Origin of the sequence: Pseudomonas syringae, assembly GCF_021606685.1 — a bacterium.
Classification (GTDB): Bacteria; Pseudomonadota; Gammaproteobacteria; order Pseudomonadales; family Pseudomonadaceae; genus Aquipseudomonas; species Aquipseudomonas syringae_R.
On the sequence record NZ_WKCB01000105.1, the window covers coordinates 1 to 17304 of the forward strand.

Genomic DNA, 17304 nt, shown 5'->3' on the forward strand with positions numbered 1-17304 from the left:
GGATTTTGGGGCTGCTGCGCAGCCCAACGCGGGCAAGCCCGCTCGCCACAACAGCCCGCTCGCCACACAAAGCCCGCTCACCACAACGGCCTCATCACCTGAAATCTCGACGTTTACAGGTGAAACCGCCCCCCACCCTGCCCCAACGCTGTCGCCAGCGCATCAAACCCCGCCCGCAACAACTGATCATCCCCCGACGTATTGCAGATGCTCGCGCGAATAAACTGCGGCACCGCTGTCTGCCCCACGGCAAACGCCTCGGCGGTGGCGATCAGGTAATTGTTCTGCTTGAGTTCGGCCTCGATTTCCGACGCGCGCCACGGCTCCGGCACCTCGATCCAAAAGTGCGGGCTGTTCAGGTGCGTGCGGTATTGCAGGCCGGCCAACAGGTCCTGCACCAACGCCTTGCGCCGGCTGATCTCATTGATCTGCTGGCGCAACAGGTATTCCGCCGTGCCGTTTTCGATCCACTGGGTGGCCAGTTCAAGGGTCACCGGCGTGGCCATCCAACAGGTCGAGCGCAACGCCGCCGAAATGCGGCTGACCAGCGCCGGCGGCGCATGCACATAGCCCACACGCAGGCCGGCAGACACCGCCTTGCTCAGGCTGCTGATCAAAATCGTACGCTCAGGGGCGAAGTGGCTGAGGGGCGGCGGCCGGTCCTCGACCAGCACGCCGTGGGCTTCATCCTCAAGAATCAGCAGATTATGTTCCCGGCACACCTTCACCAGGGCTTCGCGACGCGCCACCGATAACACGGCGGTGGTCGGGTTCTGAATGGTCGGCGTGCAATACAGCGCAGAAACCCGGTGAGTGCGACAAACCTCGTCCAGCGCACTCGGCAGTACGCCTTCCTCGTCCATTTCCAGGCCGATCAAGCGCACACCGAGCATGCGCGCGGCGGTGATCAGCCCGGGGTACGTCAGTTGTTCGGTAACCACCGTATCGCCGGCTCGCAGCAACGCCATCATTGAACACAGCAAGCCATGCTGGCCGCCATTGACGCAGATGACCTGCTCGGGGATCGGATGAAAATCGCGCTGCACCAGCCACTGCGCGCCCGCATCACGGTAACGCGGCAGGCCAGCATCCGGGGTGTAGGCGCTGATGTCCTGGAGAAACTTGGCGTTGGTCGACAGGGTTTGGAAGCTCTGGGCCAGAAACGCCGTCTCCTGCCCAGGGATATGCATGTTGCGGCTCATGTCGAAGTACTGGCGCGGCTCCTCGCTGAAGTTGCGAAAGCCTTCATCGCGCTGGCGCTCCATCCCACGCTTGCGCACGAAGGTGCCGTCACCGACTCGGGCCACCACCAACCCCAGGCGTTCCAGCTCGCCGTAGGCTCGGCTGATGGTGCCGATGGTCACCCCAAGATTGTCGGAAAGCACCCGATGGGGCGGCAGTTTTCGTCCGGGTTCAATCAGGCCTTCGAGGATACCCCGCTCCATGACATCAGACAGGCGCTTGTACTTCACGCCCTGCCCGTTGGATAACCCCTCACGCATAATTGACACCATGTCAATATTTGTTTTGACAGCCATCTTTCGCCCTAATAGTGTGCTTTTACGGGTTCAATCGCCGAATTTTACAACTCATTACAAGCTCAATATAGAGTTCAATTCCGGCCCAGGGAAGCAATAAACGATGCCAATGTCCGCCGTTCTCGAAAACACCGCCAAATCAAACAGCCGAAAACAATGGTTGGCCGGGCTGATCACCAGCGTGATGTTTCTTATCGTGTGCCTGAGTTGGGGCACGACCTGGCTGGGGATCAAAATCGCCGTGGAGAGCGTGCCGCCCCTGACGTCCGCCGGCCTGCGCTTCTTGATCGCCTTCCCGCTGTTCCTGTGTTTCGCCAGGGTGCGCCGCGAGCCGATTCTGTTTCCGCGCGAAAGCCGCTGGTTCTTCGTGTTCGTGACCCTGTCCTACTTCAGCGTTCCCTATTACCTGCTCAACTACGGTGAGATGCATGTGTCCTCCGGCCTCACCGCCTTGCTGTTCAGCTGCATGCCGGTATTTATCCTGATCTTCTCCGCGCTGTTCCTGCGCGAGCGCATCTACTTTTCCCAGGTGGTCGGCATCGGTATCGGCTTCGGCAGCCTCTACATGATCATCCGCAGCCAGGGCCTGCACCTGGACCACGCCGAGTTCCTGGGGGTGCTGGCGATTCTGAGCGCCGCGATCATGCATGCCTTGTGCTACGTGATTACCAAGCAGAAAGGCAGCGCCATCAGCGTGATCACCTACAACACCCTGCCCATCGGCATTGCCGGGTTGATGCTGTTCGTGGCGGGCCTGTGGTTTGAAACACCGACATTCGAAGCCATCACCCTGCGCTCCTGGAGTGCCCTGTTCTACCTGGGCCTGGTGGCCTCGGTGGGTGGCTTCATCGTGTATTTCATGCTGCTCAAGCGCTTGAGCCCGATCATCCTGTCGTTCGTATTCATCATTTTCCCGGTGTTCGCGGTGATCATCGGTGCCTGGTACGAGGGCGTGGCGATTTCCCGCGACCTGGTGCTGTATTCGGCCATCCTGCTGGCCGGTTTTGCGATCACCAAGTTGCCCATCGAAAAACTACTGGCCAAGAAAAATTGATCACTCACCCACGCGAGAGTTACATGGACGTCCTCCGCCCCACCGCCCTTGAACAGATCTACGCCCACGCCAGCCGCAGCTACCCCGAGGAATGCTGTGGATTCGTCTTCGCCGACGGCAGCGTGTACCTGGGCAGCAATATCCAGAATGAACTGCACCTCAAGAACCCCGAGATGTACCCGCGCAGCGCCGCCAACGGCTACACGTTCTCGGTGGCCGACACTCTGCTGCTGAACAAGGCGTTTCGCAGCTACAACCCAGTGGTGGTGATCTACCACTCCCACCCGGATGTCGGCGCGTACTTCAGCGACGAAGACCAGGACAAGGCGCTGTTCATGGGCGAGCCGATTTACCCCGTCAGCTACCTGGTGGTCGACGTACGCCAGGGCCAGGCCCTGAGTTCCAAGCTGTTTGCCTGGGATGGCAAGCATTTCGCCCTTCAACCCTTCAACGACCTGCACACGGAGTTGTCCATGAACGCTGTCTCTTTCCCCGACATTCTGGTTCGCGTGGCCAAGCTGCCGGAATCGACCCTCGAGGGCACCGGATCGACATTGCGCGAAGTCATTGAAAACCTCTGCAGCAGCCACCCGCAGCTGCGCCCGCATCTGTTTCACGAAAAGAACAACCAGCTCAAGGAACACTTCCTGTATACGGCCGAGGAAGCGGTGATCGACGCCGACGAGCCACTGCCTGAAAAAGCCCGGATCGAGGTGCTGCTGGCCACCTCTGGCGGCATGGATATCGACGCGCTGAGCAATGAAGAAGTGCAGCGCTACGTGCGCCATATCACCCTGCCCGGCGTGGGTCGCGAAGGCCAGCTGAACCTCAAGAAAGCCAAGGTGCTGATCATCGGCACCGGCGGCCTGGGCTCGCCCATCAGCCTCTACCTGGCCGCCGCCGGCATCGGCACCTTGGGCCTGGTGGATTTCGATGTGGTCGAGAGCAGCAACCTGCAGCGCCAGATCGTGCATGGCAACAGCACCCTGGGCATGCCCAAGGTCGACTCCGCCAAGCAACGCCTGCAGGACCTCAACCGCCATATCCAGATCAACGCCCACAACACCGCGCTCAACGCCGATAACGCTCTGGAATTGGTGGGCGCCTACGACCTGGTGATCGACGGCACCGACAATTTCGACACCCGCTACCTGGTCAACGATGCCTGCGTGCAGCTCGGCAAACCCTTGGTGTACGGTGCTATCTACCGCTTCGACGGGCAGATCAGCGTCCTCAACTATAAAGGCGGGCCGTGCTACCGCTGCCTGTTCCCCACCGCACCGCCGGCGGAGCTGGCGCCCAATTGCAGCGCCGGAGGCGTGATCGGCGTGCTGCCGGGAGTGGTGGGCATGATCCAGGCCACCGAGGCGATCAAGCTGCTGATCGGCATCGGCGAACCGCTGTCCGGACGCCTGATGCGCTTCGATGCGCTGGCGATGAAATTCAGCGAGATCCGCTTCAAGCGCCGCGCCGATTGCCCCTGCTGCTCCGCTATGCGACAACACGAGCCCCTCGCCCCTTCAGCCTGCACGGATGCCTTGCCCAGCCGGCCCTCGCTGGCGCAAGAGCGCTACATCAAACCTCGTGTGCTCAAGCAATTGCTCGAACACCCGCGCAGCGTCGACGTGCTGCTGGACGTGCGCGATGCAAGTGAACTGGAGGTGTGCAAATTGCCCGGCGTGGTGCATATCCCCCTGGCAGAACTGGATGGGCACCTCGACAGCCTGAGTCGCGACAACACCCATTACCTGATCTGTTACGCCGGCACCCGCGCCGAACAAGCGGCCAGCACCCTGCTGGCGGCTGGTTTCGCCAACACCAAAGTCCTGCAAGGCGGCATGAAACACTGGGTTCGCGACGTCGAACCCGACATGCCTTTGTACTGACCACCGGCCATGGGCTCATACCTGATGTTGCATAACTCTATCCTCGACGCCATCGGCCACACGCCGATCGTGCGCATGGCGCAGTTTTCCGAAGACCTCGGGATCGAGGTCTACGCCAAGCTCGAATCCCTCAACCCTGGCGGCAGCCACAAGGCGCGCATCGCCCTGGGCATGATCCTCGACGCCGAGCGCCGGGGCGTGCTGATGCGTGATTCCGGGCAAACCATCATCGAGCCCAGCGGTGGCAATACCGGTATCGGCCTGGTGATGGCCGGTAACGTGCTGGGCTACAAAGTGGTGCTGGTGATACCCGATAACTACAGCCCCGAAAAACAGAAATTGCTGCGTTTGTACGGCGCCAAGGTGGTGCTGTCGGACAGCCGCCTGGGCAACAATTCCCACGGCGAAAAGTGCATGGAACTGCAGCTGGAAAACCCCAGCTTCGTGATGCTCAACCAGCAACGCAACGGCGCCAACCCGCAAACCCATCGTGACACCACTGCGCGGGAAATCCTCCGCGCCTTTGCTGATCGCCGCGTGGACTACTTTGTCAGCGGTATCGGCACCGGCGGCCATATCACCGGCATCGGCGAAACGCTCAAGGCCACCTGGCCGGCCATCCGCGTGATGGGCGTGGAGCCGGAGGAGTGCGACCTGCTGAAAAACCAGCACGCGCCACACCATATCCAGGGCCTGTCGATTGGCCTGATCCCGAGCATTCTCAACCTGGACGTGATCGACGGCATGCTCAAGGTGTCGCGCCAGGAATGCATCGACATGATGAAACGCATCATGCGCACCGACGCCATCAGCCTGGGCCTGTCTTCCGCCGCCAACATGGTGGCCATCGCCAAGCTCGCCCCCGAACTACCGCCCGAAACGGTGGTATTGACCATGGTTTACGACAATGCCGACAGCTACCTGCCCAGTTTCGAATAGGCGCTTTTCCAACCATCCAGAATGCGGGGGTGCCTCCATGGGGGGCTTTATCGACATGCAACAGCTGCACGATGAGCTGCTCACTCACCTCATCAAAACCCTCACGCCCGCGCAGATGAAGCAGCTCGAACCCCACTTGGCGCCGTTGATCCAGAACGCCGCCCAGGCGGTGGCCGAAGATTTGATCGCCTATGCCTACCGCGACCCGGCATCACGCGGGCGTGGCGAGTTGATCCTGGAGTCCTACGCCTCGTTCAAGGCTGTGCTGTTCTACCGCCTGGCGCACCTGGTGTGGAATTACCCCGATCGCACCAATGGTGTGTTTTCACGCATTGCCCTCAAACTGAGCAATCAGGGCAAGGTGCTGTCCGGCGCCGAGATCCACCCGGCGGCGCGCATTGGTCGGCGCTTTGTGCTGGACCATGGCTACGGCACGGTGATCGGCGAAACCTGCGAAATCGGCAACGACTGCTACATTCTCTGCGGCGTGACCCTGGGTGCCCGCGGTATCGCCAACAACCCCGATGGCAAGCGCCACCCGCGCCTGGGCAACAATGTCGAAGTGGGCTCCGGCGCCCGCGTGCTGGGTTATGTGCTGATTGGCGACAACGTGTTTATCAGCCCGTCCTGCGTGATCACCCAAGACGTACCCGCCGGCACCAAGGTGAAGGTGGTGAACCAGATCCAGCTGCAAAAAAACCATGAGTCAGACCACAGCAACTACCTCGGCGCCTTCGCCCTGGATGAACGTTTGCACGTGGTTGGCGAGGTCAGCGTGAACCACAAGGTCACCGTGCTGGACGCCGACTTCCATCCCTTGGCCGGGCTGATGCTGGAGCCGACGGTGAAGGAGCGCCATCACCTGCAATTTCGCCTGCACCGCCTTGAGCAGGGCAACCCTCTGCCGCGCCTGCCGCTGAACCTCAAGGTATGCGGCCCGGAATTTGAAATCACCCTGCTCTCCCCCCCTGGCCTGAGTGCGATGGTGCGCTCTCTTTTGCAGGCCAGCCCAATGAACATCGGAGGTTGAACATGTCGGTGCATACCATGGAAACCCTGGCGCTGTTCGACAGCGCGCCCTACCAGAACGCGTTCAGCGCCCGGGTGATTGCCGTCAGCGAACAGGGTATCGCCCTGGAGCACACGCTGTTCTACCCCACTGGCGGCGGACAGCCGGGCGACACGGGCCACTTCACCCTGGCTGACGGTACACGAATCGAAGTGACGGGCACGGTACGCGACCCGGTACTGCGCGCAATCATCTGGCACCAGGTTGAACACTGCCCTGCGCAGTTGATCGCCGGGGTTCAAGTTGACGCAGGGATTGACTGGGAGCGGCGCTACCAGCACATGAAGATGCACACCTGCCTGCACCTGCTGTGCTCGATCATCGACGCACCGGTGACCGGTTGCAGCATAGGCACTGACAAGGGCCGGCTGGACTTCGACCTGCCGGAAATGACCCTCGACAAGGACACCATCACCCGCGACCTCAACGCGCTGATCGCGCAGGCCCACGAGGTGAACACCCTGTCGATGCCCGCCTCGGAATACGCCACGCTGCTGCAGATCACCCGCACCCAGGCAGTCGCGCCGCCGGTGATCCAGGGGGCGGTACGCGTGATCGAAATCGGCGGGATCGATATCCAGCCGTGCGGCGGCACCCATGTGATCAACACCGAGGAAATCGGCCGGGTGTTCTGCGAGAAAATCGAGAAGAAGAGCAAACACAACCGCAGGGTGATCCTGCGGTTTGAGTAAGGGCACGATTGCGATGCGTTCAAACATGCGGGCTCGCACCCACACGCGCAAAGGGCTGTGAGGCCCTATTTTTTCTGCGCGTTGACTTTCTCGGTCAAGCTTTTGACCTGTTGCTCAAGCTGCGAAATGGTCTGCTGATAGCTCGCGGACAGGCGATCAAGCCCCGCTTCAAGCTGTTCGTTCTCGCGCCTGAGCGCTTCAACGGTGCTGCTGTCAGGTGCTGCCGTCTCGGTGGTCGGGACCAGCTCCGCGCCTTGCTTGGTTTCAGGTGCTTCTGGCTTGGCATCAAGCGTTTCTTGCTGCACGGTGTCTGCCTCGGTTTTGAAGCTGGTATCCGCCTGATCTACAGGCGTATGGCTGTGCGGAAGCCCCATAGCGTTGATGCGCTGAGTCAACACTTCGATTTGCTGCTGCAGGCCTTCGATCAACGTCGTGAGCTTCTTGAGCTGCTCGCTGACCATCTCGCGAAACTCCGTATTTTCACGGATCAGCGCGTTGAGGCCTTGCGACTGCTGCGTCTCAGGCGCAGGGGGGACCTGCTCAGGCGTGGCGATTTGTGGCGTCGAAACATTCTGCTCATCGACAAGCAGATTTTTTGGCTGGCCGTGCGCCATAACCGGCGTTTCTTTAGGGGCATTCTCTGAATCATCAAGTTGCTGAGTCAGTTCCGCTATTTGCGTCTGGAGTCGCTCGATCATCGGCATGAGCGTGGCGACCAATGCCTCTAGCTTGCCACGCAGCACCTGGTTTTTTTGCGTCAGTTCGGCCAGCAGACCTGGTTCGGTACCCTGCGACGGCTTGGGGTTCACGAGTTCAGCGTGCGTCGAAAAAGGACCGCGCTGCTCTGTGCTCATTGGGCTACGCGGCGCTGCCGAATCAGGCTGGGGAGCAGGTTGTGCATTGGCCTCAGCGCTGTCTTCATAACGGATGGGAGTTGGCTTGGGTGACATTTCATAGCCGACTGTGTGGGGCGTTTGTTGCCGAGTATTAACGCTAGTCATACGGTACCTTCTCAGATTCAGGTAGTGAATTCGCAGTTGCCGATTGCCATAGGACTTGCAACAGCACGTCCTATGACTACCTGATTGGCAGCTATCCGAAAGGAGTTCCGCTGGGTCTTGAGAGCGTGCGTAGCAGACTGTTTCCAGTCAGTGGAGCGCGCGTCAGATCACCAACAGGTCGACAAAGCGATTGACCGGCGTTGCCTCAAGCCGCGACTGATCCTTGCACAACGCAAAAATCTCGGCGCTACGCTGGGCGGTAAAGCGCGTGGCCAGGTTGGCCTTGAACTTGTCTTCCAGCAACGGGATACCCTCCACCCGGCGCCGACGATGACCAATCGGGTACTCCACCGCCACCAGCTCGGTGCTGGATCCGTCGTTGAAAAACACCTGCACCGCGTTGGCAATGGAGCGTTTGTCGGCCTCCAGGTATTCGCGGCTGTAGCGTGGGTCTTCGACGATAACCATTTTGTCGCGCAACTGATCGATGATGGGGTGCGCGGCGTGGAATTCATCTTCGTACTGCTCCGCTACCAGAGTGCCGAATGCCAGCGGCACGGCGGTCATGTATTGCAGGCAGTGGTCGCGGTCGGCGGCGTTGGCCAGTGGGCCAACCTTGGAAATGATACGAATCGCCGACTCATGGGTGGTGATCACGATGCGCTCGATTTCATGCAGGCGATTTTTCACCAACGGGTGCAAGGTCACTGCCGCCTCGCAAGCGGTTTGTGCATGGAACTCGGCAGGGAAGCTGATCTTGAACAGCACGTTTTCCATCACATAGGTGCCGTAAGGCTGGGACAGGCTGAACCCACGTTTGTCCTCGGGCTTGAGGGCAAGGTCCGCGTTGGTATGGCTGAACAGGACGTCGTAGAACCCCCACTGCGGCGCACTCAGCACACCCGGGATGCCCATCTCGCCACGTAGCGCAATATCCGCCAGGCGTACGCCTCGGCTCGACGCATCCCCCGCCGCCCAGGATTTACGCGAGCCCGCGTTGGGCGCATGCCGGTAGGTGCGCAGGGCCTGGCCATCGACAAAGGCGTGAGACAGCGCCGACAGCAGCTGTTCGCGGTTGGCGCCCATCAGCTTGGCGGTGACGGCGGTGGAGGCGACTTTCACCAGCAGCACATGGTCAAGGCCTACACGGTTAAAGGAATTTTCCAGGGCAATCACTCCCTGGATTTCATGGGCCATGATCATCGCTTCCAGCACCGCGCGCACGGTCAGCGGTGCGTCGCCGTTGGCCACGCGTTTTTGCGAGAGGTGGTCGGCCACGGCCAGGATGCCGCCGAGGTTATCCGAGGGGTGGCCCCATTCAGCGGCGAGCCAGGTATCGTTGTAGTCGAGCCAGCGCACGATACAGCCGATGTCCCAGGCGGCCTTGACCGGGTCCAGGCGAAATGAGGTGCCCGGCACGCGCGCGCCAAACGGCACCACCGTGCCCTCCACCAGCGGCCCCAGGTGCTTGGTGCACTCGGGAAAACGCAGGGCCAGCAAGCCACAGCCCAACGTATCCATCAGGCAGTTGCGCGCGGTGTCCAGCGCGACCTCGGACTCGATGCGGTAGTTGAGGACGTAGTCGGCGATGTCCTGCAAAACCTGGTCGTAGCCGGGGCGGTTGTTCTGGTCGACGTTGGCGCTCATGGCAGTTCTCCAAAAGGGTTTGGGGTTAGTCCTCGGGCTTACGGTTGTTGGAAAGCAGATCTTGAGTGTCTGCCTTGGAATAAAGATCACCTGTGGGAGCGGGCTTGCTCGCGAAGGCGGTGTATCAGGTACTGAAATGTCACTGACCCACCGCCTTCGCGAGCAAGCCCGCTCCCACATTGTTGCGGCGCTGGACCTTAGAAAGCGTCGCCGGGGACGCGCACGAAGCCTTCCATCAATACACGCGCGCTGCGGCTCATGATGGCTTTTTTCACCACCCATTCACCGTTTACCTGAGTCGCTTCGGCGCCGACGCGCAAGGTGCCGGACGGGTGCCCGAAGCGCACCGCATTGCGTTCCACGCCACCGGCTGCGAGGTTGACCAAAGTGCCGGAAATCGCCGCCGCCGTGCCAATCGCTACCGCCGCCGTGCCCATCATCGCGTGGTGCAACTTGCCCATGGACAGTGCGCGTACCAGTAGGTCCACGTCACCGGCCTTGATCGCTTTGGCGCTGGACGCCACGTAATCCGCAGGTTTGGCCACGAACGCGACCTTGGGTGTGTGCTGGCGCTGGGCGGCTTCGTCCAGGTGCTTGATCAGACCCATGCGCAACGCGCCATACGCCCGCACGGTTTCGAACATCGCCAGGGCTTTCGGGTCGCTGTTGATCGCGCCTTGCAGCTCGGTGCCGGTGTAGCCGAGGTCTTCGGCGTTGATAAAAATCGTCGGGATGCCCGCGTTGATCAGCGTGGCCTTGAAGGTGCCGACGCCGGGCACTTCCAGGTCGTCAATCAGGTTGCCAGTGGGAAACATCGAGCCGCCGCCGCCCTCTTCTTCCGCTGCCGGGTCCATGAATTCCAACTGCACTTCGGCGGCCGGGAAGGTCACGCCGTCGAGTTCGAAGTCACCGGTTTCCTGAACGGCGCCGTCGGTGATCGGCACGTGGGCGATGATGGTCTTGCCGATATTGGCCTGCCACACCCGCACCACGGCAACGCCGTTGTGCGGCACGCGGGCCGGGTCGACCAGGCCTGCGCTGATGGCGAACGAACCCACTGCCGCCGAGAGGTTGCCGCAGTTACCACTCCAGTCCACGAAGGGCTTGTCGATGGACACTTGGCCAAACAGATAGTCCACGTCGTGATCGGCGCGGGTGCTTTTGGCCAGGATCACGCTTTTGCTGGTGCTCGACGTGGCGCCGCCCATGCCGTCGATCTGTTTGTCATAGGGGTCGGGGCTGCCGATCACTCGCAACAGCAGGGCATCGCGTGCGGCGCCCGGGACCTGCGCCGCAGCGGGCAGGTCCTGGAGGCTGAAAAAGACGCCCTTGCTGGTGCCGCCACGCATGTAGGTGGCGGGGATCTTGATTTGCGCTGCGTGTGCCATGGTAGTCCTCTTCAGGCGGTGGCCGCCGATTCCAGGAAGTCCTGGGCAAAACGTTGCAACACGCCGCCCGCCTCGTAGATCGACACTTCTTCGGCGGTGTCCAGACGGCAGGTCACCGGCACGTCTACACGTTCGCCGTTCTTGCGGTTGATCACCAGGGTCAGCTGCGCACGCGGGGTGCGTTCGCCGACCACGTCATAGGTTTCGCTGCCGTCGATCTGCAAGGTGTGGCGGTCGGTGCCCGGCAAAAACTCCAGCGGCAACACGCCCATGCCCACCAGGTTGGTGCGGTGGATGCGCTCGAAACCTTCGGCGGCAATCGCTTCCACACCGGCCAGGCGCACGCCCTTGGCCGCCCAGTCGCGGGACGAACCCTGGCCGTAGTCGGCGCCGGCGATGATGATCAACGGCTGCTTGCGCTCCATGTAGGTTTCGATGGCTTCCCACATCCGCGTGACCTGGCCTTCCGGCTCGATCCGCGCCAGGGAGCCCTGCTTGACCTTGCCGTTCTCGACCACCATTTCGTTGAACAGCTTAGGGTTGGCGAAGGTCGCGCGTTGCGCGGTCAAGTGGTCACCCCTGTGCGTCGCATAGGAGTTGAAGTCGACTTCCGGCAGGCCCATTTTCGCCAGGTATTCGCCGGCGGCGCTGTCGAGCATGATCGCGTTGGACGGCGACAGGTGGTCAGTGGTGATGTTGTCCGGCAGCACCGCCAGTGGGCGCATGCCCTTGAGCGGCCGGGCACCGGCCAGCGCGCCTTCCCAGTACGGCGGGCGGCGGATGTAGGTGCTTTGCGGGCGCCAGTCGTACAGCGGCGTAACCTTGGGACCGGTGTCTTCATGAATCGCGAACATCGGGATATACACCGCACGGAACTGCTCCGGCTTGACCGAGGCCTTGACCACTGCGTCGATCTCTTCGTCGCTCGGCCAGATGTCTTGCAGGCGGATTTCCTTGCCGTTGGCGTCGAGGCCCAGCACGTCCTTTTCGATGTCGAAACGGATGGTGCCGGCAATCGCGTAGGCCACCACCAACGGCGGCGACGCCAGGAACGCTTGCTTGGCGTACGGGTGAATACGCCCATCGAAGTTGCGGTTGCCCGAGAGCACGGCGGTGGCGTACAGGTCGCGGTCGATGATCTCTTGCTGGATCACCGGGTCGAGCGCGCCGGACATGCCGTTGCAGGTGGTGCAGGCAAATGCCACCACGCCGAAGCCGAGTTTTTCCAGCTCATGGCCCAGGCCCGCTTCTTCGAGATACATGGCCACGGTTTTCGAACCCGGTGCCAAGGACGACTTGACCCACGGCTTACGCGTCAACCCGAGCTTGTTGGCGTTACGCGCCAGCAGGCCGGCGGCGATCACGTTGCGCGGGTTGCTGGTATTGGTGCAACTGGTGATGGCGGCGATGATCACCGCGCCGTCGGGCATTTGCCCCGGCACGTCGTCCCACTGGCCGCTGATGCCTTTGGAGGCCAGATCGCTGGTCGCCACGCGGGCATGCGGGTTGCTCGGGCCGGCCATGTTGCGCACAACGCTGGACAGGTCGAACGTGAGGCCGCGCTCATATTGCGCGCCCTTCAGGTCATCGGCCCACAGGCCGGTATGGCGGGCGTATTGCTCCACCAGGGCGACTTGCTCGTCTTCGCGGCCAGTGAGTTTCAGGTAGGCGATGGTCTGTTGGTCGATGTAGAACATCGCCGCCGTGGCGCCGTATTCCGGGGCCATGTTGGAGATGGTCGCGCGGTCGCCGAGAGTCAACGCCGAAGCACCCTCACCGAAGAACTCCAACCACGCGCCAACCACTTTCTGTTTGCGCAGGAACTCGGTCAGCGCCAGCACCATGTCGGTGGCGGTGATGCCCGGCAGCAATTTACCCGTCAGCTCCACGCCGACGCTTTCCGGCAGACGCATCCACGAGGCGCGACCGAGCATGACGCTCTCGGCTTCGAGGCCGCCGACGCCGATGGCGATCACGCCCAGTGCATCCACGTGCGGCGTATGGCTGTCGGTGCCGACGCAGGTGTCAGGGAAGGCTACGCCGTCGCGCACCTGGATTACCGGGGACATTTTCTCCAGGTTGATCTGGTGCATGATGCCGTTGCCCGGCGGAATCACGTCGACGTTCTTGAAGGCCTTTTTGGTCCACTCGATAAAGTGGAAACGGTCTTCGTTGCGACGGTCTTCGATGGCGCGGTTTTTCTCGAATGCCTGCGGGTCGAAACCACCGGCTTCGACGGCCAGGGAATGGTCGACGATCAATTGGGTCGGCACCACCGGGTTGACCTGCGCCGGGTCGCCGCCTTGCAGGGCGATAGCGTCGCGCAGGCCGGCGAGGTCGACCAGGGCGGTCTGGCCGAGGATGTCGTGGCACACCACGCGCGCCGGGAACCAGGGAAAGTCGAGGTCGCGTTTGCGTTCGATCAACTGGCTCAGGGAGGCGTTGAGGGTGGCCGGGTCGCAACGGCGCACCAGGTTTTCGGCGAGCACGCGGGAGGTGTAAGGCAAGGTGGCGTAGGCGCCGGGGGTGATGGCTTCGACGGCCGCACGGGCGTCGAAGTAATCCAGGCGGCTGCCGGGGAGCGGTTTGCGAAATTCAGTGTTCATCGTCAGGACTCGGTCACGGTAGTTACAAAAGGAGAAGACTGCGACGGGCCAGTGTGGGAGCGGGCTTGCTCGCGAATGCGGTGTGTCAATCAACACATCTGCTACTGATACACCGCTTTCGCGAGCAAGCCCGCTCCCACATTTGATTCGATTACCAAACCCGGATCGTCGGTCTTCTCATTCAGCGACGTTCGATTGGCACGAACTTGCGCTGCTCAACGCCGGTGTACTCGGCGCTCGGACGGATGATGCGGTTGTTGGCGCGCTGTTCGAACACGTGCGCGGCCCAGCCAGTCAGGCGCGAACAGACGAAAATCGGCGTGAACAGCTTGGTCGGGATACCCATGAAGTGATACGCCGAGGCATGGTAGAAGTCGGCGTTGGGGAACAATTTCTTCTGTTCCCACATGGTCTTGTCGATGGCTTCCGAGACCGGGAACAGCACCTTGTCGCCCACTTCGTCGGCGAGTTTTTTCGACCAGCCCTTGATCACTTCATTGCGCGGGTCGCTGTCTTTGTAGATCGCATGGCCGAAGCCCATGATCTTGTCCTTGCGCGCCAGCATGCCGAGGGTGCCTTGCACCGCTTCTTCAGCGGACGAGAAGCGCTCGATCATTTCCATTGCCGCTTCGTTGGCACCGCCGTGCAGTGGGCCGCGCAAAGAGCCGATGGCGGCGGTGACGCAGGAATACAGGTCGGACAAGGTCGACGCGCAGACACGGGCGGTGAAGGTCGAGGCGTTGAATTCGTGTTCCGCGTAGAGGATCAGCGAGACGTTCATGACCTTCTCGTGCAACTCGCTGGGCTTCTTGCCATGCAGCAGGTGCAAGAAGTGGCCGCCGATGCTCGGCTCGTCGGTCACGCAGTCGATGCGTTTGCCGTCGTGGCTGAAGCGGTACCAGTAGCACATGATCGCCGGGAAGGCCGCGAGCAGGCGGTCGGTAACATCGCGTTGCACGCTGAAGTCTTTCTCGGGCTCGATATTGCCCAGGAACGAACAACCGGTGCGCATCACGTCCATCGGGTGGGCGTCGGCGGGGATGCGTTCCAGCACTTCTTTCAAGGCTTGCGGCAGATCGCGCAGCTTGCTCAGCTTGGCGCTGTAGTCAGCCAATTCGGTTTTGCTTGGCAGTTCGCCGTACAACAACAGGTAGGCAACTTCTTCAAACTGCGCGTCGGCGGCCAGTTCGCGCACGTCGTAGCCGCGGTAGGTCAAGCCGGCACCGGCCTGGCCGACGGTGGACAGTGCAGTCTGCCCGGCCACCTGGCCACGCAGGCCGGCGCCACTCAATACTTTTGCTTCAGCCATGTTCGTTCTCCAATTTTGTAGTTATTCAGGGAGCCGTGTTCATTACTTCTTCGCGGCGAACAGCGCGTCGAGCTTTTGCTCAAAGGTGTGGTAGTCGATGCGATCGTAAAGCTCCATGCGGGTTTGCATGGTGTCGATCACGTTCTGTTGGGTGCCGTCGCGACGGATCGCGGTATAGACGTTTTCGGCGGCCTTGTTCATGGCCCGGAAGGCCGACAGCGGGTACAGCACCAGGGAAACATCGGCAGATTTCAACTGTTCGGTGGTGTACAGCGGGGTCGAGCCGAATTCAGTGATGTTGGCCAGGATCGGCGCCTTCACACGGGCGGCGAACAGTTTGTACATCTCCAGTTCAGTGATGGCTTCCGGGAACACCATGTCGGCACCCGCCTCGATGCAGGCGGCGGCACGTTCAAGCGCAGATTCCAGCCCTTCGACGGCCAGGGCATCGGTGCGCGCCATGATCACGAAGCTGTCATCGGTGCGCGCATCCACGGCGGCCTTGATGCGGTCGACCATTTCCTGCTGGGAGACGATTTCTTTGTTCGGGCGATGACCGCAGCGCTTGGCGCCAACCTGGTCTTCGATATGGATGGCGGCGGCGCCGAACTTGATCATCGACTTGACGGTGCGAGCCACGTTGAATGCCGAGGAGCCGAAACCAGTGTCCACGTCCACCAGCAGCGGCAGGTCGCACACGTCGGTGATGCGGCGCACGTCGGTGAGCACGTCATCCAGGCCGGTGATGCCCAGGTCCGGCACGCCGAGGGAGCCGGCAGCCACGCCGCCACCCGACAGGTAAATCGCCTTGAAGCCGGCGCGCTTGGCCAGCAGGGCGTGGTTGGCGTTGATCGCGCCCACTACCTGCAACGGCTGTTCGCTGGCGACGGCGTCACGGAAACGTTGGCCGGGTGTGCTCTTATTATTGGAACTCATGACTCACCTCTTGATTGGGGAGCGCCGTCCGGGAAGTGACGGGCAATGTTGCGTTTGGACGCGCCGATATGGCGGCGCATCAACAATTCGGCCAGTTCACCGTCGCGATCGGCAATCGCGTCAAGGATGCGGTGATGCTCGGCAAAAGCCTGGCGTGGACGATTGGGGGTCGCGGAGAACTGGATGCGGTACATGCGCACCAACTGGTACAGCTCGCCGCAGAGCATTTGGGTCAGGGTGCGATTGCCGGCGCCTTGAATTATCCGGTAATGAAAATCGAAGTCGCCTTCCTGCTGGTAGTAGCCCACGCCCGCCTGGAACGCTGCATCGCGCTCGTGGGTGTGCAACACCTGGCGCAGTTCCTCGATCTCAGCGTCGGTCATGCGCTCGGCGGCCAGGCGGCAGGCCATGCCTTCGAGGGACTCGCGGATCTCATAGAGTTCGACCAGCTCGGCGTGGCTCAAAGACACCACCCGTGCGCCCACGTGAGGCACACGCACCAGCAGGCGCTGGCCTTCCAGGCGGTGGATCGCCTCGCGCAGCGGGCCGCGGCTGATGCCATAGGTGCGCGCCAGTTCCGGCTCGGAGATCTTGCTGCCGGGAGCGATCTCGCCTTTGACGATGGCGGCTTGAATACGCCGGAAGACGTTCTCGGACATGGTCTGGGAATCGTCCTGCGCCACCACTGGGGTTTCCAGTTGATCCAGCATATTGTCGACACCTTTAAAAGCAATGCCGCAAAAACTAGCCAATCAGCCCTGCTTAGTCAAAGAATAAATCCACATTGTCGACAATCGTCTAATAACTGCTGTTGCACTCTATCAGGGCATGGCCGCCTGCCAGCGCTGGCGTCAGAAAAGCATCATGTTAGAATGCCCGCCGCATTTGCCTGACATCATTGGATGAAACGGCGCACGAGGGAGTTTGCGCAGCAATGCCAGTCGCCTTGAATTGAACATCGCACTGCACCGCCTCAGGATCTATGAGACTCAAGCCCTTCCCCCTTTTGTTTTGCCTACTGTTCATACCGAGCCTTGGCCTTGCCGCCGAGAAGACCGTGTATGGCCTCAATGAATACGCCCAATTGGCCGGCATCAACCTGGAAGTGGCCGCCAAACTGGACACCGGCGCCAAGACCGCCTCCCTCAGCGCCCGTGATATCAAGCGCTTCAAGCGCAACGGCGAGTCCTGGGTACGCTTCTACCTGGCCATCGACACCGCCCATTCCCACCCCATCGA

At 61.4% G+C, this 17304-nt stretch carries 14 protein-coding genes; 6 read left to right on the forward strand and 8 right to left on the reverse strand.

What is annotated here, in order from left to right; all coding sequences use genetic code 11:
• Positions 1-113: 113 nt before the first annotated feature.
• On the reverse strand, positions 114-1538 hold the full coding sequence (locus GIW02_RS24995) for an aminotransferase-like domain-containing protein (RefSeq protein WP_236422153.1): 1425 nt from the start codon (positions 1536-1538) through the stop codon (positions 114-116).
• Between the two features lie 160 nt (positions 1539-1698).
• Here GIW02_RS24995 and GIW02_RS25000 point away from each other — a divergent pair, with 160 nt between their 5' ends.
• Genes GIW02_RS25000 through GIW02_RS25020 form a run of 5 tightly spaced genes read left to right on the forward strand, consistent with a single transcriptional unit; the run spans position 1699 to position 7178 of the window.
• Positions 1699-2592, forward strand: coding sequence for an EamA family transporter (locus GIW02_RS25000; RefSeq protein WP_236415455.1), 894 nt, complete (start codon positions 1699-1701; stop codon positions 2590-2592).
• Positions 2593-2615: 23 nt separating this feature from the next.
• Entirely contained in the window at positions 2616-4478 is a 1863-nt protein-coding gene (gene moeB / locus GIW02_RS25005) for a molybdopterin-synthase adenylyltransferase MoeB (protein ID WP_236415416.1), read from the forward strand.
• A 24-nt stretch (positions 4479-4502) separates the two neighbouring features.
• The gene (locus tag GIW02_RS25010; protein WP_236415419.1) at positions 4503-5417 is read left to right on the forward strand and encodes a PLP-dependent cysteine synthase family protein; all 915 of its coding nucleotides are present in this window, start codon (positions 4503-4505) and stop codon (positions 5415-5417) included.
• Between the two features lie 37 nt (positions 5418-5454).
• A complete protein-coding gene (locus GIW02_RS25015) occupies positions 5455-6447 on the forward strand; it encodes a serine O-acetyltransferase (protein ID WP_236415421.1) in 993 nt (330 codons plus the stop codon).
• 2 nt (positions 6448-6449) lie between these two features.
• Positions 6450-7178 carry an alanyl-tRNA editing protein gene (locus GIW02_RS25020; RefSeq protein WP_236415423.1) on the forward strand — a complete coding sequence of 243 codons (729 nt, stop codon included), beginning with the start codon at positions 6450-6452 and terminating at the stop codon, positions 7176-7178.
• A gap of 65 nt (positions 7179-7243) precedes the next feature.
• On the opposite strand, the gene GIW02_RS25025 is transcribed toward GIW02_RS25020, so the two are convergent.
• From GIW02_RS25025 to GIW02_RS25055, 7 genes are all read right to left on the reverse strand, one after another.
• A complete protein-coding gene (locus tag GIW02_RS25025) occupies positions 7244-8179 on the reverse strand; it encodes a hypothetical protein (protein ID WP_236422154.1) in 936 nt (311 codons plus the stop codon).
• Positions 8180-8341: 162 nt separating this feature from the next.
• Positions 8342-9826, reverse strand: a complete 1485-nt coding sequence (gene prpD, locus GIW02_RS25030) for a 2-methylcitrate dehydratase (RefSeq protein ID WP_236415432.1) — start codon at positions 9824-9826, stop codon at positions 8342-8344.
• 197 nt (positions 9827-10023) lie between these two features.
• The gene (gene prpF, locus GIW02_RS25035) at positions 10024-11214 is read right to left on the reverse strand and encodes a 2-methylaconitate cis-trans isomerase PrpF (protein ID WP_236415435.1); all 1191 of its coding nucleotides are present in this window, start codon (positions 11212-11214) and stop codon (positions 10024-10026) included.
• An 11-nt stretch (positions 11215-11225) separates the two neighbouring features.
• Entirely contained in the window at positions 11226-13820 is a 2595-nt protein-coding gene (gene acnD / locus GIW02_RS25040; protein WP_236415436.1) for a Fe/S-dependent 2-methylisocitrate dehydratase AcnD, read from the reverse strand.
• Positions 13821-14001: 181 nt separating this feature from the next.
• A complete protein-coding gene (gene prpC / locus GIW02_RS25045; RefSeq protein WP_236415445.1) occupies positions 14002-15129 on the reverse strand; it encodes a bifunctional 2-methylcitrate synthase/citrate synthase in 1128 nt (375 codons plus the stop codon).
• Positions 15130-15171: 42 nt separating this feature from the next.
• On the reverse strand, positions 15172-16065 hold the full coding sequence (gene prpB / locus GIW02_RS25050; protein WP_099582716.1) for a methylisocitrate lyase: 894 nt from the start codon (positions 16063-16065) through the stop codon (positions 15172-15174).
• Positions 16062-16775, reverse strand: a complete 714-nt coding sequence (locus GIW02_RS25055) for a GntR family transcriptional regulator (RefSeq protein ID WP_236415447.1) — start codon at positions 16773-16775, stop codon at positions 16062-16064. The genes prpB and GIW02_RS25055 overlap by 4 nt, the downstream gene beginning before the upstream one ends.
• A gap of 272 nt (positions 16776-17047) precedes the next feature.
• Between GIW02_RS25055 and GIW02_RS25060 the strand changes: the two genes are divergently transcribed.
• Positions 17048-17304, forward strand: a 257-nt coding sequence (locus tag GIW02_RS25060; protein WP_236422155.1) for a putative ATP-dependent zinc protease, incomplete at its 3' end; no start/stop codon positions are given.